The organism is Desulfovibrio sp. ZJ369, assembly GCF_011039085.1.
In the GTDB taxonomy this organism is placed as follows: Bacteria; Desulfobacterota; Desulfovibrionia; order Desulfovibrionales; family Desulfovibrionaceae; genus Desulfovibrio.
Genome location: NZ_JAAKEI010000006.1, coordinates 71327 through 90862, shown reverse-complemented (window position 1 = coordinate 90862; position 19536 = coordinate 71327). Strand labels below are relative to the sequence as shown.

Below are 19536 nucleotides of genomic sequence, written 5' to 3'. Positions count from 1 at the left end.
CATGAGCAAAGGTAAAAACGCCACTCGCCGCGGCGAACGCGAGCGCGCTTTCCAGGTGCTCTACGGGCTCTCCTTCACCCCGGCGGCCAATCGCGAGGATCTGCGCAGGGCTTTCCGGCTCTCGCCCGACAATGCCGCCGAGGCTGAAGCAGGCATTCCCGATCCCGCGGGTTTTGCCTGGGAGCTTGTGGAGGGCGTCTGGAGCAAAAGCGCGGAACTGGACGCCGCCATCGGCCGCTTCTCCCACCACTGGCGCGTGGATCGCATGGGCCGCATTGAACTCACCCTCTTGCGTCTGGCGGTCTTTGAAATGCTCTTCCGGCAGGATGTGCCCCCCAAGGTGGCCATCAACGAAGCCCTGGAACTGAGCCGCCAGTTCGGCGAAGGCAAGGCCAAAAATTTTATCAACGGCATTCTTGACGCAGCGGCCAAAGCCCTGGAAAACGGGGAATTGCATACCGCGCACGCACAGCCCGAATCTCACTCCTAACCTGCCAACCCGGTGATCCGCACATGACCCAAGAACGCTACGATCCGCAGACTGTCGAAAAAAAATGGCAGGCCCGCTGGCAGGCCGAAAACGCTTTCGCCGTCCGGCATGAGAACGAGAAGCCCAAGTATTATGTGCTTGAGATGTTTCCGTATCCTTCGGGCAACATCCATATGGGCCATGTGCGCAACTACTCCATCGGCGACGTGGTGGCGCGCTGCAAGCGCATGCAGGGCTTCAACGTGCTGCACCCCATGGGCTGGGACGCTTTCGGCCTGCCCGCCGAGAACGCGGCCATCAAGCATCACACCCACCCTGCCCAATGGACCTACGCCAATATCGACACTATGCGCGCCCAGCTCAAGCGACTGGGGTATTCCTACGACTGGACGCGCGAGCTTGCCACCTGCCGCCCTGAGTACTACCGCTGGGAGCAGATGTTCTTTCTCCGCCTTCTGGAAAAAGGCCTGGTCTATCGCAAAAAAGCGCCGCAGAACTGGTGCCCGTCCTGCCATACGGTGCTGGCCAACGAGCAGGTCATTGACGGTCTGTGCTGGCGTTGCGACAGCCGGGTGGAGCAAAAGGATCTGACCCAGTGGTTTTTGCGTATCACCGCCTACGGCGACGAATTGCTGGAAGATCTTGCCCGTCTGGACGGCGGCTGGCCGGAGCGCGTACTTGCCATGCAGCGCAACTGGATCGGCAAGTCCACGGGCGCGCTCATTACCTTCGGCCTGGACAGGGCCGTTGCGGGCGCGCAGGGCATCGACGTTTTCACCACCCGGCCGGACACGCTCTACGGCGTGACCTTTATGACCCTGGCCCCGGAGCATGAGCTGGTGGAAAAGCTGATCCAGGGCTACGAAAAGGCGGATGAGGTGCGAGCCTTTGTGGAGCGCATCCGGAACATGGACCGCCTGGATCGTCAGTCCGACACCCTGGAAAAAGAAGGCATCTTCACCGGCGCGTATGCCGTGCATCCCTTCAGCGGGCAACGCGTGCCCCTCTGGCTCGGCAACTTCGTCCTGGCCGACTACGGCACCGGCGCGGTCATGGGCGTGCCCGCGCATGACCAGCGCGACTTTGACTTTGCCCGCAAATACGGCCTGCCCGTGCGGGTGGTGATCAATCCGCAGGGGCAACAGCTTGAACCGGAAAGCATGGGCGAGGCCTATACCGGCGAAGGCCGCATGGTCAATTCCGGAGACTTTGACGGGCTGCCCAATGTGGAAGGCAAGGCCGCCGTTGCCGCCGCCCTGGAAAAGCAGGGCAAAGGCAAAGCCACCACCCAGTTTCGTTTGCGGGACTGGAATATCTCGCGCCAGCGTTACTGGGGCGCGCCCATCCCCGTAATCTACTGCGAAAAATGCGGCGTTGTCCCGGAAAAAGAAGAGAATCTGCCCGTTCTCCTGCCCCTGGATGTGAAAATCCGCGACGACGGCCGTTCGCCCTTACCCCAAACACCCTCTTTTGCGGAGTGCGTATGCCCCTGCTGCGGCGGTCCGGCCAGGCGTGAAACAGACACTCTGGATACTTTTGTGGAGTCCTCGTGGTATTTCGCGCGCTACACCGACGCCCGCAACGCCACGGCCCCGTTCACGCCCGAGGCGCTCAGATACTGGCTGCCCGTAGATCAATATATCGGCGGCGTGGAGCACGCCATCCTGCATCTGCTCTACTCCCGCTTCTTCACGAAAGTTCTGCGGGATCTGGGCTTTTTCCCCAAGGATCTGGCCGAGCCCTTCACCAATCTGCTGACTCAGGGCATGGTGCTCAAGGACGGCGGCAAAATGTCCAAGTCCAAGGGCAATGTGGTTGATCCCACGGAGATGATTGCCAGGTACGGCGCGGATACGGTGCGTCTGTTCTGCCTTTTTGCGGCCCCCCCGGAACGGGATTTCGACTGGTCGGATTCAGGCATTGAAGGGGCTTCGCGCTTTCTCAACCGCGTCTGGCGTCTCTTCAACGAGGAAGAGGAACGCCTTTTGCCGCTCAAGGCCTGCGAAGCCGCGGCTGCCGACGCCCAAAGCCCGGCTGCCCGCGAGCTGCGGCGCAAGGAGCATCTCACCGTAAAAAAGGCGGGCGAGGACATGGCAGGGCGTTTTCAGTTCAATACCGCCATTGCCGCGATCATGGAACTGGTCAACGCCATGTATCTTTCGCGCGAAAAATTGGGCCGCAGCGAGGCCGAGCGGCGGATCTTCTCCTCAGCCATGGCCACGGTGCTGACCCTGCTCTCGCCCATCACCCCGCATCTTTGCGAAGAATTGTGGGAGCGCCTGGGCCACAAAAGCCCCCTGGCCGACGCGCCCTGGCCCCAATGGGATGCTGCGGCCACGGCCCGGGACATGCTCACCGTGGCTCTCCAGGTCAACGGCAAGCTGCGCGGCACCCTGGAAATTGCGGCAGAAGCGGACAGGATCGCCTGCGAGCAGGCCGCTCTTGGCGATCCCGCGGTGCAGCGGCACACAAGCGGCCTGACTGTGCGCAAGGTGGTGGTGGTGCCGGGCAAACTGGTAAATATTGTGGCGAATTAGATCGTTTTGCTGATTTCATGAGCAAAACGATCTAACGCTTTGAAATGCTGCGCAGCGCAACGTCGAACTGTGCAAAGCCGGATGCCAAAGCATGCCCCAGAGCAAACCAGGTTTCACTTTTTTGGTCTGTCCCGACAGCCAGTTGCTCCGAACGTATCTCAGAGAGCAGCTTGCCGCCTTTCCGCCGGCAAGCGGCCAGTGGGAACGCCATGTGTATTGGGGCGATGAGGAACCGCCGCCGCGCTTCTGGGAACAACTCGCCCTGCCGGGCCTGTTCGGCACAGCGCGCGCGCTGGTTGTGCGTCAGGCTCAGCTCTGGCCTGCGGCGGTGTGGAAAAATGTTTCCCAGGCGCTGGGCCGCCCGTCAACGCAATGCTGGCCTTTTTTCTGCCTGGAAGTGAACTGGGAAAAAGGCCAGCCCAAAATACCGGCCCATATTGCCAAACTGCGCTGCATGGGCTTTGCCGACAAGCAAGGCTGGATCTGGCGTCATGAAGGGCTTACGGAGCGCGGCATCAAGCGGCATGTGCAGCAACGCGCCGCGGCTTTGCAACTGAGCTTTGAGCCGGACGCCCTGGAACAGTTCTGCGCCGCCGTGCCGCCGGACGCCCTGGCCATTGAAAACGAGCTGCAAAAACTGACGCTGCTGCGCAACGCGGGCGGGGCCCGTAGCTTGGAAGATACGGCGGCCGGAAATGCCCCGGCCCTGAAAACCATTACCACCGCCATGACATCCACAGGTTCCTGGAGTCCGGAATGTAACATCTTTGCCTGCATCCGCCATATGGAGGCGGGCAATCTTGCCGCGGTCTGGAAGGAGCTGGCGCGCAGTCGGGACAATGACAGCCTGCTCTTCTCTCTTCTGGCTCTGCTGGCTCGGGAAATGCGTCTGCTCTGGCAAACCCGGGCCGGTGAGAAAGTCCGCCTGCATCCCTCTGAAGCGGGCTTCAAGCGGCAGTTGGCCCTGCGCCTCGGCCCGCGGGGCCTGGCGGAAAGCATGGCGGCCATTATGGATGCCGAATGGCAGGTCAAAAGCGGTCGCCGCACGCCGGAGCAAAGCCTGGAATTTCTGGCCGCACGCCTGACCTGCTTGTTTGCCGGGCAGCCGCGCGCCTGATCGCGGCCGCAACGCGGCGCAGGGCCGGTCAGGCTTGTCGCGCAGGGGGAACATCGCTCGTGTACTCTGGTGACTCATCATACATACTACTGCCTTTTCAGTGTGAAGAACGCTGCGCCGAAAAACGCTGCCGCGCCCGTACGGCTCCTTTGTCGCCAACGGGCACAGCCCCCGGAGCGTTTTGCCAATGAAATGAGCTGAACGCTCTCACCCCTTGCATAAGTTTCAAGACTGCTTACCTTATGACAGCGAAGCCTGCTTCCAGTTCTTCCCCGTACAGCGGGCACCGCGCCCGCCTGCGCCGGCGGCTTGAATGCGAACCCCTGGCCGTTGAAGATTACGAAGTGCTTGAACTTTTCCTTGGTTACGGGCTTATTCGCAAAGACACCAAACCTCTGGCCAAAGAACTGCTGCAGCGTTTCGGCAGCATCCGGGGCGTGCTTGACGCCCGGCCGGACGAGTTGTTGCAGACGCCGGGCTTCGGGCCCGGGCTTATGAGCCTCTGGCGGGTGCTGCGCGAACTGCGTGCCCGCTATGTCGCATCGGCGGTACGCCGACGCGAGATCCTGGCCACGCCGCAGGCAGTGGCGCAGATGGCCAAAGCCCGCCTGGCCGGATGCCCTTATGAAGAATGCTGGGTGGCCCTGGTGGACAAACGCAACGGCCTGATCGCCTGGGAGCGGCTGCAACGCGGCGGCATCGGCGAAGTGCCGGTGCAGCCCAGGGATGTGCTTGAAACCGCGCTCGCGCACAAGGCCGCCGGCATTATTCTTGTGCATAACCACCCCGGCGGCAACCCGGCGCCGTCCAGGCCGGATATGCTGCTGACCACGGAATTGCAACGGCTGGCGCCGCGCATGGGCCTGCGCTTTTTGGATCATGTCGTCGTCACCGAGGGAGACTGCTACAGCATAACACAATCCAAACTTCTTTAGAGCATAGTGCTTTTGAAACGCACGCTCTTGGGGCAGTCAGGGAGTATATATGGTTGATAACAAAGATAAAGAACATGTTCTTCGCGCTGAAGAACAGGAAGTCAGCGCCGCCGAACCGGATGCCCGCAACGAGGAGCAGAAGGAGCAGCGCGCCGCCGCGAGCGATCTGATGGAAAACGAAAACAGCGCCAACACCGCCGCTCAGGGCATTCCGGACGTGCTGCCCGTGCTGCCCGTGCGCGATGTGGTCATTTTTACATATATGATTCTGCCGTTGTTCATCGGGCGCGAAAAATCCGTGCACGCGGTGGAATCGGCATTGAAAAGCGGTCGGCATCTGCTTGTGTGCGCGCAAAAAGAGGAAAGCACGGAAGATCCCGGCCCCTCCGATCTGTACGACGTGGGCACTGTGGTGCAGGTCATGCGCATGCTCAAGATGCCGGATTCGCGGGTCAAAATTCTGGTGCAGGGCGTCAACCGCGCGCGGATCACGGGCTACCGCCAGGTGGAGCCCTATCTTGAGGCGCGCATTGAAACGCTGCCCGAAACCACGCCGGTTGTTGACGCCACGGCAGAGGCTCTGTTGCGCGCGGCTCGCGAGCAGAGCGAAAAGGTGCTCTCCCTGCGCGGGCTCTCTTCGCCGGACGTGCTGGCCGTCTTGCAGGGCGTGGAAGATCCCGGCCGGCTGGCGGATTTGATCGCGGCCAATATGCGCATGAAAATTGCGGACGCCCAGCACATTCTGGAAGCCGCGGATCCCCTGGAGCGTCTGCGTCTGGTCAATGCCCAACTCCAGCGGGAAGTCGAGGTGGCCACGATGCAGGCCAAAATCCAGAGCTCCGCGCGCGAGGGCATGGACAAGGCGCAAAAAGATTATTTCCTGCGCGAGCAGCTCAAGGCTATCCGTCAGGAACTGGGCGAGAGCGAAGGCGAGGGCGAGGATGACCTGGAAGGGTTGAAAAAAGCCCTGGACAAGGCCGGCCTGCCCAAGGACGTCCGCAAAGAGGCGGACAAGCAGTTGCGCCGCCTCTCAGGCATGCACGCCGATTCTTCGGAAGCCAACGTGGTGCGCACCTATCTGGACTGGCTGGTGGATCTGCCCTGGAAGAAGCTCTCGCGCGATCGCCTGGACATTGCCCATGCCCAAAAAATTCTGGACGAGGATCACTGCGGTTTGGAAAAAATCAAGGATCGCATCCTGGAATTTCTCAGCGTGCGCAAGCTGAACCCGCAGTCCAAAGGGCCGATTCTCTGCTTTGCGGGCCCTCCCGGCGTGGGCAAGACCTCGCTGGGCCGCTCCATTGCGCGGGCCCTGGGCCGCAAATTCCAGCGGCTGTCATTGGGCGGCATGCACGACGAGGCTGAAATCCGCGGCCACCGGCGCACATATATAGGTTCCATGCCCGGGCGGATTATCCAGGCCATCAAGCAGGCCGGCACGCGCAATCCGGTTATCGTGCTGGACGAAGTGGACAAGCTGGGCATGGACTTTCGCGGCGATCCTTCCTCCGCGCTGCTGGAGGTTCTTGATCCGGAGCAAAACCACACCTTCAGCGATCATTATCTGAATGTGCCTTTTGACTTGTCCAGGGTCATGTTCATCTGCACGGCCAACCACCTGGAAACCATTCCCGCGCCTTTGCGCGACCGCATGGAGGTCATTTCCCTGCCCGGCTACACCCTGCAGGAAAAGGTGGAAATCGCCCGCAAGCACCTGCTGCCCAAAAAGATTGCGGAAAACGGCCTTGCCGAAAACGACCTCGCGCTCAGTGACGCGGCGCTTGAAAAAGTGATCAGGGAATATACGCGCGAAGCGGGCCTGCGCAATCTGGAGCGCGAATTGTCGTCCATCTGCCGCAAGCTGGCCCGCCGCAAGGCCGAGGGCAAAAAAGGCCCCTTTAAGGTGGAGCCCAGGGATGTGGAAAAACTTCTCGGCGCGCCCCGCTTTGTGGAAGATGAAAAAGAAAAGCGGCTGATGCCCGGCATGGCTTTGGGCCTTGCCTGGACCCCGGCCGGAGGCGAAGTGCTGACCGTGGAGGCCAGCGTGATGAAGGGCAAGGGCGGCCTGACCCTCACCGGCCAGCTGGGCGATGTCATGAAAGAAAGCGCCCAGGCGGCCCTGAGCTACATCCGCAGCCGCGCCGACGCGCTGGGCGTGGACCCGTCCTTTGTGAACAAGCAGGACATTCATGTGCATGTGCCTGCCGGCGCCACGCCCAAAGACGGCCCATCGGCGGGCGTAACCCTGACCACGGCCCTGATTTCGGCCCTCAGCAAGCGCAGGGTGCGGGCCGACCTCTGCATGACCGGCGAAATAACGCTTCAGGGACGGGTCTTGCCCGTGGGCGGCATCAAGGAAAAGATCCTGGCCGGCGTGGCGCGGGGCCTCAAGCATGTGATCATCCCGCAACAGAACGTGAAAGATCTGGAAGATGTGCCCAGGGAGCTGCTCAAACGGATCACGGTGCATCCTGTGCATCAGTATGACGAGCTGCTGCCTTTGGTCTTTGAAAGCGGCAGCGCCGGCGGCACGAAAAGTCGGAAGGCGAAAAAAAACGCCGCCACAAGCGAGGAAACTGCCGCAGTGGCTGCCCGTCCGGCCAGGACGGCAGCAAGCCGCCGCAAAAATGCAGCCGAAGCCGGAGCCTGACGGCGTGCGCCTGCGGGACTATGAACGGAACGCCACAGCGCGATTGACAAAGGCGGGGGTGGACAGCCCCCGCCTTTGCGCGCAACTGCTCGCCGCTCATGTGCTGGGCCTGGATCGCCTGCACTGCATTCTGGAAGCTGAGCGCGAGCTGGACCCTGCCGCAATGGACAGGCTGGACGCGCTCACGGCCCGCCGGGCCACAGGCGAGCCTCTGGCCCGGATTCTCGGCCGCAAGGAATTTTTCAGCCGGGATTTTCTGGTCACGCCCGCCACCTTGATCCCCCGCCCTGAAACAGAGTTGCTTGTCGAAACCGCGCTGGAGCTGCTGCCTGCCCAGACGCCGCTGTATTTTGCGGATCTGGGCGCGGGCTCCGGCTGCATCGGCGTGACGCTCGCGCTGGAGCGGCCCGCCTGGCGCGGCCTGCTGCTCGAGATCAACGCCGAAGCCCTTGCCGTGGCCCAGGCCAATGCCCGTCGTCTGGACGCCGCGCAGCGCCTGGCATGTCTGCGGGCCGATCTGCGGCAGGCGCCGCTGGCGGCCTGTTCCTGTGATCTGCTGGTCAGCAACCCCCCCTATATTGCGGAATGCGAACGGCCTCTGGTCATGGACGAGGTCGTGCGCTTTGAACCGCACACGGCTCTTTTTTCTCCGGATCACGGCCTTGCCCATCTGCAGGCGGCCGTCGCCCAGGCCGCGCGCGCTCTTAAAGTCGGAGGTCTGCTGCTTCTGGAGCACGGCGCAGGGCAAGGCACAGCCGTGCGCGGATTGCTGGCCGCGGCGACGGTTTTTGCGCATGTGGCCACGCGCCGCGATCTGGCCGGGCTGGAGCGCTGCACCCTGGCCTGGAAAAAATAATGAGTCACCACGGGCAAGGCGTTTCAGCCTGTTTCCCTGCATCCTGGGGGCGGCTGCAAGGGCAAAAAACAGTGAAAAAAATTCTTGAAACGCATTTTTCTCTTGCCAAGAGCGCCGGAAGCAGCTAAGAGAGCATCTTGCCGCTGGCGTAGCTCAACTGGCAGAGCAGCTGATTTGTAATCAGCAGGTTGCGGGTTCGAGTCCCATCGCCAGCTCCACTAAAAGCTGACCAAAGGCGCGCCGTCCGGCAAGGCCTTTGCGGCATCGTGTGGAGGGGTTCCCGAGTGGCCAAAGGGAACAGACTGTAAATCTGTCGTCGTAAGACTTCGGTGGTTCAAATCCACCCCCCTCCACCACCACTTTACCGTCTTCAGGAATTTTCGGACGGGCGGTGGCTGGTTTTTACAAACTGCCTTGGCTGTAGGAGACAGAAGTCTGTCGGGTGACTACGGTAGCGTGCGGGAATAGCTCAACGGCTAGAGCATCAGCCTTCCAAGCTGAGGGTTGCGGGTTCAAATCCCGTTTCCCGCTCCATTCCTGCGAAAATCCAACCCCTCAGTAGTCTTCCCGCCAACGCACGTTCCCTGGTGACCAGGGATTGAATGCTGGCAGCGACGACGGTCGTTCGCGGCTTGGCCCTGCCTCAGCCGTTACGCGAGGAACAGACGTTGCCAAGGGCATCAGGCCTTGAAGCCGCAGCGCACGTAAAACCGCAAAAACTTTTTTTCCAGGGAGACGTACAATGGGCAAAGAAAAATATGAACGCAAAAAGCCCCATGTAAACATCGGCACTATCGGCCACATCGACCACGGCAAAACCACTTTGACCGCCGCCATCACCAAGATTGCGGGCCTCAAGGGTTCGGGCAAGTTCGTTTCCTATGACGAAATCGACAAGGCTCCCGAAGAAAAGGAACGCGGCATCACCATTGCCACGGCCCATGTGGAATACGAGACCGAAAAGCGCCACTACGCGCATGTGGACTGCCCCGGCCACGCCGACTACATCAAGAATATGATCACCGGCGCCGCCCAGATGGACGGCGGCATCCTGGTGGTGGCCGCCACTGACGGCCCCATGCCGCAGACCCGCGAGCATATTCTGCTGGCCCGTCAGGTGGGCGTGCCGCAGCTCGTCGTCTTTCTGAACAAGTGCGATCTGGTGGATGACGAAGAACTGCTGGAACTGGTGGAGCTGGAAGTGCGCGAGCTGCTCTCTTCCTATGACTTCCCCGGCGACGACGTGCCCGTGATCCGCGGCTCCGCTTTGAAGGCACTGGAAAGCGACGACCCCGACTCCGCCGACGCCAAGCCCATTCTGGACCTGCTTCAGGCGTGCGACGACTTCATTCCCGAACCGCAGCGCGACATTGACAAGCCCTTCCTGATGCCCATTGAAGACGTGTTCTCCATCTCCGGGCGCGGCACCGTGGTGACCGGCCGTGTGGAACGCGGGGTGCTCAAGGTGGGCGACGAAGTGGAAATCGTGGGCATCAAGCCCACGCAGAAGACCACCTGCACGGGCGTGGAAATGTTCCGCAAACTGCTGGATCAGGGCCAGGCCGGCGACAATATCGGCGCGCTGCTGCGCGGCACCAAGCGTGACGAAGTGGAACGCGGCCAGGTGCTCGCTGCGCCCAAATCCATTACGCCTCACAAAAAGTTCAAGGCCGAAGTCTATGTGCTCTCCAAGGAGGAAGGCGGTCGTCACACCCCCTTCTTCACGGGCTATCGTCCGCAGTTCTACTTCCGCACCACTGACATCACCGGCGTGATCAACCTGCCCGAGGGCGTGGAAATGGTTATGCCCGGCGACAACTCGCAGTTCATCGTCGAGCTCATCGCGCCCATCGCCATGGAAAACGGCCTGCGTTTCGCCATTCGCGAAGGCGGCCGCACGGTGGGTTCCGGCGTGGTGACCGAAATCATCGAGTAAACCATGAGAGTCAACATCATTCTGGCCTGCACCGAGTGCAAACGGCGTAATTACAGCACCCGGAAGAACAAAAAGAATACGACCGGGCGGCTGGAAATCAAAAAATATTGTCCCTGGGACAAGAAGCACACAGTGCATCGCGAAACCAGGTAGCAAACTTTCCGGCGGGGGGCGCAAGCCCCCCGGACGGCACGCAGGGCAGTAGCTCTAACGGCTAGAGCGGCGGTCTCCAAAACCGCAAGTTGGGGGTTCGAATCCCTCCTGCCCTGCCATTTTTTATCTTTAGGTATCATCATGGCAAAAAAACAGGCTCAAGCCGCTGACGCCAAGGCAGAGAAGACCTTGAATCCATTTGCGCGCCTTGCGCATCCCGTGACGCGCTTTGCGCGCTATGTGGAAGATTCCAAGGCCGAGCTGCGCAAGGTCACCTGGCCCACGCTGAAAGAGACGCGCAAAGCCACGCTTGCGGTATTGGGCTTTGTGGCTGTGATGGCGTTTATTCTCTGGCTTGTGGATCTTGGCTTGTCGGCTTTGATCAAGTCCGTTCTGTCCTGAAGGCTGTTATGAAAGATCCCGTTATTGACGAAAATTCCGAGCTGGGCAAAAAATCTCGCTGGTATATTGTGCATACCTATTCGGGTTTTGAGCAGCGCGTGCAAAAAACCATCAACGAGATGAGCCGCACCGGGCAGGATCAGGGCCTTATCCAGGAGGTGGTGGTACCCACCGAAAAGGTCATCGAGCTTGCCAAGGGTGGAGAAAGGCGCACAACAACGCGCAAGTTCTACCCTGGCTATGTGATGGTGCGCATGATTATGACCGACTTATCCTGGCATTTGGTGCAATCCATACCCAAGGTGACCGGTTTTGTGGGCGGCAAGAATCGCCCCACGCCCATGCGCGACAGCGACGCCGAGCGCATTTTGGCGTTGATGGAAACACGTCAGGAAACTCCCCGACCCAAGTTCAACTTCGACCGGGGCGACGAAGTCCGCGTCATTGACGGGCCTTTCGGCGGATTCAACGGCGTGGTGGAAGATGTCAACTATGACAAGGGAAAGCTGCGCGTCTCCGTCTCCATCTTCGGTCGTCAGACGCCGGTGGAGCTGGATTTTGTACAGGTTTCCAAAGGCTAACTTGCCCCGTGCGGCGGTCGTGACATATCGGGAAGCCGCACGAAAGAGCGACGAAGGATAACGCAGATGGCCAAAAAAGAAGTTGCCAAAATCAAATTGCAGATTCCCGCGGGCGGGGCCAATCCCTCGCCGCCGGTAGGCCCGGCCCTGGGCCAGCACGGCCTGAACATCATGGGCTTCTGCAAGGAGTTCAATGCCAGAACCCAGGATCAAAAAGGGATGATTATTCCCGTTGTCATCACGGTTTTTGCCGACCGCTCCTTCACTTTCATCACCAAAACGCCTCCGGCTTCGGTGCTGATCATGAAGGCCGCCAAGCTGGAAAAGGGTTCCGGCGAGCCCAACCGCAACAAGGTGGGCACCTTGAGCATGGCCCAGGTGGAAGAGATCGCCAGGCTGAAATTGCCGGATCTGAATGCCGCTTGCCTGGAATCGGCAATCAAGTCCATCGCCGGCACGGCCCGCAGCATGGGCATTGATATAAAGTAAGCTTCGCAAGTCCGCCCAGGGCGTACTGCTGCTTGCGGCGGCTCCCGCTGATGAGCGAAGCTTTTTTTGCTCATACTCGTTGAAATCAATTGTACTGCTGTTTTCCGCTCATGCCGGAAAGCGGCAGGAGATGCAAAACGACAAGGAATATCTCATGCCCAAACATGGCAAAAACTTTCGCAAGGCCCTTGAGGGCAACAACTTGCAAGAGCGCTTCAGTGTTGAAGATGCGGTCAGCAAGTCTCTCGGAGCGGCTTTTGCCAAATTTGATGAAACCGTGGACGTGGCTATCCGCCTGGGCGTTGATCCCAAATACTCAGACCAGATGGTGCGCGGCGCCGTCACCCTGCCGCACGGCCTGGGCAAGACAGTGCGCGTGGCCGTGTTCTGTAAGGGCGAAAAACAGGCTGAAGCCAGGGAGGCCGGCGCCGATATTGTGGGCGCCGAAGATTTGGTGGCCAAAGTCAAGGAAGGCTGGCTTGAGTTTGACGCCGCAGTCGCCACTCCGGACGTCATGGCTTTGGTCGGCCAGATCGGCCGCCTGCTGGGGCCGCGCGGTCTGATGCCCAATGCCAAAACCGGCTCCGTCACCTTTGACGTTGCCAAAGCCGTGAGCGAACTCAAAGCCGGTCGCGTGGAATTCAAGGTCGACAAAGCCGGCGTGTTGCATGCCCCCTTGGGCAAAGTTTCCTTTGGTCCCGAAAAAATTCTGGGCAACCTCAAGGCGTTGCTGGATACCGTCAATCGGCTTAAGCCTTCGGCGGCCAAGGGCGCGTACATGCAGTCCATGGCGGTTTCCACCACCATGGGCCCGGGTTTCAAGATTGATATGCCGCTCGTGAAGAAATTTCTTGAGGGCTAAGCAAAGCGTTTTTTTCCTTGTGGCTGCGTCAGACGAGTTTTTTGCTCCAGTCGGGTATCTTTTTGTACACTGCGCAAAAAATCCTCCTCCGTGCCGCAAGAAAAAAATCCCGCTTTTCCCAATCATGACAAAAAGCTGAAACTCGGCTTTTTATACCGGCCTGAATTGCAGTCTCAGGCCGGATGTCTGAGGAAACGGAATTCGAGTCGAAGACGGCAGGCGGGCTTTGGCCCTTAATCACCTGCCCAGACGCTTCTTCTTTGGCTCGGCATTCCACCTGGCAACCCCGAACGTGAGAGGTATCACGTGAACAGGTCTGAAAAAGCCGCGATTATTGAAGCCATAAAGGCCAAGGCCGACCAGGCTTCCTTTGCGGTGTTGACGGACTTCAAGGGTATGACGGTGGAAGAGCTGACGAACCTGCGGGTGAGCCTGCGCAATGCAGGCGGCGAGTATCATGTCGTCAAGAACACCCTGGCTCGTATTGCTCTGACCGGCGGCACGCATGACGCGCTCAAGGACAAGTTCCATGAGAATTGCGGCGTGGCCCTTGGGTTCGACGACCCTGTGGCGGTGGCCAAGGCGCTCAACGATTTTGCCAAGCAAAGCAAGCTGTTTACGCTTCGCTGCGCCAGCCTGGAAGGGAAGGAAATGACCTCCGCCCAGGTGGAAGCTCTGGCCAAACTGCCCGGCAGGGAGCAGTTGCTCGGCCATTTGCTTGGCACCATGAACGCCGTGCCCACCAACTTTGTGTCGCTGTTTGCCAATATGCTGCGTGGCTTGCTCTATGCTCTGAAAGGCATTGAGGAGCAGAAGGAAAAAGCCGCTGCATAAGCTGAAAGGCATTTTGCAACAGAACTTTCAAAAGCCGAAGATCAGGAGAGTATCATGGCCGTGACCAAAGAAGACGTTGTTGAGTTTATCTCCAACATGACTGTTTTGGAACTTTCCGAATTCATCAAGGAACTGGAAGACAAATTCGGCGTTTCCGCAGCCGCGCCTGCCGCGGCCATGGTGATGGCGGCTCCGGCCGCCGGCGGCGATGCCGCCGCCGCTGAGGAAAAGACCGAGTTTGACGTCATCCTCAAGGAAACCGGCGCCAACAAGATCGGCGTTATCAAGGTCGTGCGCGCTCTGACCAGCCTTGGCCTCAAAGAAGCCAAGGAAAAGGTTGACGGCGCTCCCTCCACCCTGAAGGAAGGCGTTTCCAAGGAAGAAGCCGAAGAAGCCAAAAAGCAGCTTACCGAAGCCGGCGCCACTGTGGAAATCAAGTAGATTGTCAGCCGCGAGGCTTTGTGTCCGCACAAAGCCTTCCTGCTTTTTTTTGAAGGCGGAGTCAGAAGACTCCGCCTTCTTTTCTTTGGAGCAGTTTCAAAGGGGAACTGCTCTCAAGCATTTCGCTACTTTCATTCGCAAAACGCTCTAACTTTCTGGATGCACAAACATACGCCGTGCTTGGCGCGCCCTGTGCGCTTGAGAAGTGTCGAAATTCATTGCGCTTGCCCTGCGCACGACGATCAGGTAAAAATGGGACATGCGTATGTATGGTAACTTTTTACTGAAGAAATATATATGGCGCTTTTGAAAGATGGCCAATGGCTATGCTCCATCAACTGCTGGCATGCCTGACTTTACTCTGCAAAAGGGTTTGGGAAATATTCAAGATGAGCGCAGCTATGCGCGGTTGCAATTTTTGCAATACTGTATAATCATGTATGCGCGTATAAGCTTATTTCCATTGTATTGCTTGCTCGCCCCGACTGAAGGGCTCTGAATTTTCCTGCAAAAAACACTTGCCAAAATAATTTTTTCTGAGTATCTATTTTTGTTCAATTAACAGCACGGGAGGTTTCCTTTCTGGCTTTTATAACCCACTGTATACGCATATTTTTTTAAGGCTGACAGCAAGACCCAGGCCCTGTTTCCCAGACAGGGAATGGGTTTTTGTCGCCTTTGCTGCGGTCCAAGCGTTGATCGACGCTCAGCCCGCAGACAGCAGCGCATATTGCTTTTGAAAAAATTCTGTCTGGAACATGCGCATGGCCTGCGCAAGAGACTTTTCTACCTGGAGGATCAGACGGCGCGGCACTTTTGCCGCGGACTGAATACAGCGCGTCATCGGCATCTCCTCCGGCACTGACGCACGTTGCTTGCAGACGCATTGACAGCAATTTCCTGCCCGCCGGCAGGCTGCCTCATCAGCCGCCGGTTGCGGCTCCGCCTCCCGCCAGCGCGCGGAGTACGGCGGGTCCGACACGGCCGCGGCGCCAGCCTGCGGTCGGCGGCAACAGGCCCCCCTGTTCTGCAGGCGGGGCGCAACCGCTACCTATCTTGAGGTACCCATGGGCCAGCTCACCAAACAGTTCGGCAAGATCAAGATCTCCCTCCCCATCCCCCATCTGCTGAACCTGCAGATAGACTCATATCAGAAGTTCCTCCAGGAAGGCGTCCCCGAAGCCGACCGCAGACCCGACGAGGGCCTGGAAGGAGTTTTCCACACAGTTTTTCCCATTGAGGACTTTAACAAGACCGCCAGCCTCGAATTTGTCAGTTACGAGATAGGCGAGCCCAAGTATGATCAGGCCGAGTGCATCTCCAAGGGCCTGACGTATGAGGCGCCCATGCGGATCAAGGTGCGGCTGGTGGTGTATGACGCCGACGAAGCGTCGGGCAACCGCACCATCCGCGACATCAAGGAGCAGGACATCTATTTCGGCACCCTGCCCCTGATGACCGAGAAAGGCACCTTCATCATCAACGGCACCGAGCGGGTCATTGTCAATCAGTTGCAGCGCTCGCCCGGCATTATCTTTGAACACGACGGCGGCAAGACGCACACCAGCCGCAAGGTGCTCTACTCCTGCCGGGTGATACCCATGCGCGGATCCTGGCTGGACTTTGATTTCGACCACAAAGACATCCTTTATGTGCGCATTGACCGCCGCCGCAAAATGCCCGCCACCATTCTGTTCAAGGCCATGGGCATGAGCAAGGAGCAAATCCTCGACTATTTTTACAGCCGGGAACACTACCGCCTGGGCGACCAGGGCAGGTTGTTCTGGGAAGTCCGCAAGGAGCTTTACCGCAAGGATAACGCCTATGCGGACATCGCCGGCCCTGACGGCACTGTGCTCGTCAAAGCGGGCAAGCCCATCACCAAACGGAGCTGGCGGCTGATCTGCGAAGCTGGCATTGAGGCCATTGAGGTGCGCCCGGATCTGCTGGACGGCATGTTTCTGGCCGAGGACGCCGTGGCTCCCAAGAGCGGCGAAGTACTGGCCGAAGCTGCCGACGAACTCACGCCCGGCCTCCTGGAGCGTATGCGCGAAGCCGGTATTGAGCGAATTTCCGTGTTGCACACCAAAGGCACGGACACCTCTTCTTCCATTCGCGATACGCTGGTGCTGGATCGCATTCCGGATCAGCAAAAAGCCCAGGAAGAAATCTATCGCCGTCTGCGCCCGTCCTCGCCGCCCACGGCTGAGATTGCGGCCAGCTTCTTTGACAATCTCTTCCGCAATGCCGATTACTACGACCTTTCGCCGGTGGGCCGCTACAAGCTCAATCAGCGTCTGGAACTGGACGAGCCCGCGGATCTGCGCACGCTGACCGACAAGGACATTCTCACGGCCATCAAGGTGCTGGTCCAGCTCAAGGACAGCCACGGCCCGGCCGACGATATCGACCATTTGGGCAACCGCCGCGTGCGTCTGGTGGGCGAGCTGGTGGAAAATCAGTACCGCATCGGCCTGGTGCGCATGGAGCGTGCCATCAAGGAGCGCATGAGCCTTCAGGAAATCTCCACGCTCATGCCCCACGATCTGATCAACCCCAAGCCGGTGGCCGCGGTGCTCAAGGAATTCTTCGGCACCTCCCAGCTCTCGCAATTCATGGATCAGACCAACTCGCTCTCCGAGGTCACCCATAAGCGTCGTCTCTCCGCTCTGGGCCCCGGCGGTCTGACGCGCGAGCGCGCGGGTTTTGAAGTGCGCGACGTGCATACCTCGCACTACGGCCGCATTTGCCCCATTGAGACGCCCGAAGGCCCGAACATCGGCCTGATCGTCTCCCTGACCACCTTTGCCAAGGTCAATGACTACGGCTTCATCGAAACCCCCTACCGGGTGGTGCGCAGCGGCAGGCTGACCAACGAGGTCGTGCATCTGGACGCCTCGCGCGAGGGCGATCAGGTGGTGGCCCAGGCCAACGCCCGCATTGACGCCGAAGGCAATCTGCTGGACGAATTCGTCACCGTGCGCGTCAGGGGCGAAGTGGAAATGCGCCACCGCGACGAAGTGACTCTCATGGACATTTCGCCCAGTCAGATGGTTTCCATTTCCGCGGCCCTGATTCCCTTTCTGGAACATGACGACGCCAACCGCGCCCTGATGGGTTCCAACATGCAGCGTCAGGCCGTGCCGCTGCTGCGCTCGGAAAAGCCCTTGGTGGGCACGGGCATGGAAGTGGACGTGGCCCGCGATTCCGGGGCCTGCATCGTGGCGCCGGCCGACGGCAAAGTGGCCTATGTGGATGCGGATCGCATTGTGGTGGCCTATGAAGGCGATTTGTACAAAGCGCAGGGCGGCGTGCGCGCCTATGATCTGCTCAAGTTCCACAAGTCCAACCAGAATTCCTGCTTCGGCCAGAAACCGACGTGCTATCCGGGTCAGATCATCAAAAAAGGCCAGATTCTCGCCGACGGCCCGGGCATCGACGAAGGGCAGCTTGCGCTGGGCAAAAACCTGGTGGTGGCCTTCATGCCCTGGTGCGGCTACAACTATGAAGACTCCATCCTGATTTCCGAGCGCACGGTCAAAGAGGACGTCTTCACCTCCATCCATATTGAAGAATTCGAGGTGGTTGCCCGCGACACCAAGCTGGGGCCCGAGGAAATCACTCGCGATATTCCCAACGTCAGCGAGGATATGCTGCGCAACCTGGACGACAGCGGGATCATCCGCATCGGCGCGGCGGTCAAGCCCGACGATATTCTGGTCGGCAAAATCACGCCCAAGGGCGAGACGCAGCTCACCCCGGAAGAAAAGCTTTTGCGCGCCATTTTCGGCGAAAAGGCCCGGGATGTGAAAAACACCTCCCTCAAGGTGCCGCCGGGAGTGGAAGGCACGATCATCGACGTGAAGGTCTTCAACCGCCGCTCCGGCGAGAAGGACGAGCGCACTCTGGCCATTGAGGCCCACGACACGGCCGTGCTGGATCAGAAGGAAGCCGATCACATGCGCGCCCTGACGGATCGCACCCGTGTTCTGCTGGCTCCGCATGTGCTGGGCAAGCAGACGGCGACCTCCGTGCCGGGAAAGAAAAAGGGCGAAATGCTGGTGGAAGCCGGCGCGGCTCTTACCGAGGAACAACTCAATGCTCTGCCCGTCAAGAAGCTGGCCGGACTGTTCAAGAGCAAGGAAGTCAACGACACCGTGACCGATCTGCTCAAGACCTACGATCACGAGGTGGACTACCTCAAAGCCATTTATGACGCCAAGCGCGAAAAAGTCACCGAAGGTGACGATCTGCCCCCGGGCGTGATCAAGATGGTCAAAGTGCATATCGCCATCAAGCGCAAACTCTCGGTGGGCGACAAAATGGCCGGCCGCCACGGCAACAAGGGCGTGGTCTCCTGCATCCTGCCGGAAGAGGACATGCCCTTCTTTGCCGACGGGCGGCCCGTGGATATTGTGCTCAACCCCCTGGGCGTGCCTTCGCGCATGAACATCGGCCAGATCATGGAAACCCATCTGGGCTGGGGCGCCAAAGAACTGGGCCGCCAACTGGCCGAGCTGGTGGATTCCGGCGCGGCCCTCCAGGTGGCGCGCAAAGAAGCCAAGGAGGTTTTCGCCTCCGAAGAAATCAGCGCCCTGATTGACGAAATGGACGACGAGGAATTTGTCGCCTCGGTCAAAAAACTGCGCAACGGCATCGTCACCAAGACCCCGGTCTTTGACGGCGCCACGGAAGAGGAAATCTGGGGCTGGATGGACAAGGCCGGGCTTGCCAACGACGGCAAGACCACGCTTTATGACGGCCGTACCGGCGTACCCTTTAAAAACAGGGTCACTACGGGCGTCATGTACATCCTCAAGCTGCATCACCTGGTGGACGAGAAAATCCATGCCCGTTCCACGGGCCCCTACTCCCTGGTCACCCAGCAGCCTTTGGGCGGCAAGGCCCAGTTCGGCGGGCAGCGTTTGGGCGAAATGGAAGTCTGGGCCCTGGAGGCGTATGGCGCGGCCTACCTGCTCCAGGAATTCCTGACGGTCAAGTCCGACGACGTGACCGGGCGCGTAAAAATGTATGAAAAAATCGTCAAGGGCGACAACTTCCTGGAAGCCGGCCTGCCCGAATCCTTCAACGTCCTGGTCAAGGAACTGATGAGCCTCGGGCTCAACGTGACCCTGCACCAGGAAGAAGGCAAGAAAAAACCCAAGCGCGTGGGCTATATGCGCGAACGCGACGACGAGGCGGAATAAACGCCCGCCGCGGCCCGCGCACGGATTGCTGTAACGATTCCAAACG

Annotated in this window: 16 protein-coding genes and 4 tRNA genes; 19 read left to right on the top strand and 1 reads right to left on the bottom strand. The window is 59.6% G+C overall.

The window, feature by feature from the left end:
- The first annotated feature begins 1 nt into the window (after position 1).
- The 18 genes from nusB (at position 2) to rplL (ending at position 14283) form a co-directional block, all read left to right on the top strand.
- Positions 2-490 carry a transcription antitermination factor NusB gene (gene nusB, locus G7Y51_RS03490; protein ID WP_165174995.1) on the top strand — a complete coding sequence of 163 codons (489 nt, stop codon included), beginning with the start codon at positions 2-4 and terminating at the stop codon, positions 488-490.
- 23 nt (positions 491-513) lie between these two features.
- Entirely contained in the window at positions 514-3027 is a 2514-nt protein-coding gene (gene leuS, locus G7Y51_RS03485; RefSeq protein WP_165174994.1) for a leucine--tRNA ligase, read from the top strand.
- A 91-nt stretch (positions 3028-3118) separates the two neighbouring features.
- Positions 3119-4144 carry a DNA polymerase III subunit delta gene (locus G7Y51_RS03480; protein ID WP_165174993.1) on the top strand — a complete coding sequence of 342 codons (1026 nt, stop codon included), beginning with the start codon at positions 3119-3121 and terminating at the stop codon, positions 4142-4144.
- A 242-nt stretch (positions 4145-4386) separates the two neighbouring features.
- Complete coding sequence (radC, locus tag G7Y51_RS03475) at positions 4387-5079, top strand: DNA repair protein RadC (protein WP_165174992.1); 693 nt, start codon at positions 4387-4389, stop codon at positions 5077-5079.
- A gap of 169 nt (positions 5080-5248) precedes the next feature.
- On the top strand, positions 5249-7729 hold the full coding sequence (gene lon, locus G7Y51_RS03470) for an endopeptidase La (RefSeq protein WP_241160120.1): 2481 nt from the start codon (positions 5249-5251) through the stop codon (positions 7727-7729).
- Positions 7707-8585 (top strand): peptide chain release factor N(5)-glutamine methyltransferase, encoded by an 879-nt coding sequence (gene prmC, locus G7Y51_RS03465; RefSeq protein ID WP_241160117.1) that lies wholly within the window; start codon positions 7707-7709, stop codon positions 8583-8585. The genes lon and prmC overlap by 23 nt, the downstream gene beginning before the upstream one ends.
- 142 nt (positions 8586-8727) lie before the next feature.
- A tRNA-Thr gene (locus G7Y51_RS03460) sits at positions 8728-8803 on the top strand.
- A gap of 52 nt (positions 8804-8855) precedes the next feature.
- Positions 8856-8941: transfer RNA gene (locus G7Y51_RS03455), tRNA-Tyr, on the top strand.
- 102 nt (positions 8942-9043) lie between these two features.
- A tRNA-Gly gene (locus G7Y51_RS03450) sits at positions 9044-9119 on the top strand.
- A 208-nt stretch (positions 9120-9327) separates the two neighbouring features.
- The gene (tuf, locus tag G7Y51_RS03445) at positions 9328-10521 is read left to right on the top strand and encodes an elongation factor Tu (protein WP_165069061.1); all 1194 of its coding nucleotides are present in this window, start codon (positions 9328-9330) and stop codon (positions 10519-10521) included.
- Between the two features lie 3 nt (positions 10522-10524).
- On the top strand, positions 10525-10674 hold the full coding sequence (rpmG, locus tag G7Y51_RS03440) for a 50S ribosomal protein L33 (RefSeq protein ID WP_165069065.1): 150 nt from the start codon (positions 10525-10527) through the stop codon (positions 10672-10674).
- A 42-nt stretch (positions 10675-10716) separates the two neighbouring features.
- Positions 10717-10793: transfer RNA gene (locus G7Y51_RS03435), tRNA-Trp, on the top strand.
- 22 nt (positions 10794-10815) lie between these two features.
- Complete coding sequence (gene secE, locus G7Y51_RS03430) at positions 10816-11076, top strand: preprotein translocase subunit SecE (protein ID WP_165174990.1); 261 nt, start codon at positions 10816-10818, stop codon at positions 11074-11076.
- Positions 11077-11084: 8 nt separating this feature from the next.
- Entirely contained in the window at positions 11085-11657 is a 573-nt protein-coding gene (gene nusG / locus G7Y51_RS03425; protein WP_165174989.1) for a transcription termination/antitermination protein NusG, read from the top strand.
- A gap of 66 nt (positions 11658-11723) precedes the next feature.
- Positions 11724-12146, top strand: coding sequence for a 50S ribosomal protein L11 (rplK, locus tag G7Y51_RS03420; protein WP_165174988.1), 423 nt, complete (start codon positions 11724-11726; stop codon positions 12144-12146).
- A 154-nt stretch (positions 12147-12300) separates the two neighbouring features.
- Entirely contained in the window at positions 12301-13008 is a 708-nt protein-coding gene (gene rplA, locus G7Y51_RS03415) for a 50S ribosomal protein L1 (RefSeq protein ID WP_165175021.1), read from the top strand.
- Between the two features lie 306 nt (positions 13009-13314).
- A complete protein-coding gene (rplJ, locus tag G7Y51_RS03410; protein WP_165174987.1) occupies positions 13315-13842 on the top strand; it encodes a 50S ribosomal protein L10 in 528 nt (175 codons plus the stop codon).
- 54 nt (positions 13843-13896) lie between these two features.
- Positions 13897-14283, top strand: coding sequence for a 50S ribosomal protein L7/L12 (rplL, locus tag G7Y51_RS03405; protein ID WP_165069087.1), 387 nt, complete (start codon positions 13897-13899; stop codon positions 14281-14283).
- A gap of 706 nt (positions 14284-14989) precedes the next feature.
- On the opposite strand, the gene G7Y51_RS03400 is transcribed toward rplL, so the two are convergent.
- Positions 14990-15145 (bottom strand): hypothetical protein, encoded by a 156-nt coding sequence (locus tag G7Y51_RS03400; protein ID WP_165174986.1) that lies wholly within the window; start codon positions 15143-15145, stop codon positions 14990-14992.
- A gap of 205 nt (positions 15146-15350) precedes the next feature.
- On the opposite strand from G7Y51_RS03400, the gene rpoB reads away from it, so the two are divergent.
- Complete coding sequence (gene rpoB, locus G7Y51_RS03395; protein ID WP_165174985.1) at positions 15351-19490, top strand: DNA-directed RNA polymerase subunit beta; 4140 nt, start codon at positions 15351-15353, stop codon at positions 19488-19490.
- The last annotated feature ends 46 nt before the right edge of the window (positions 19491-19536 follow it).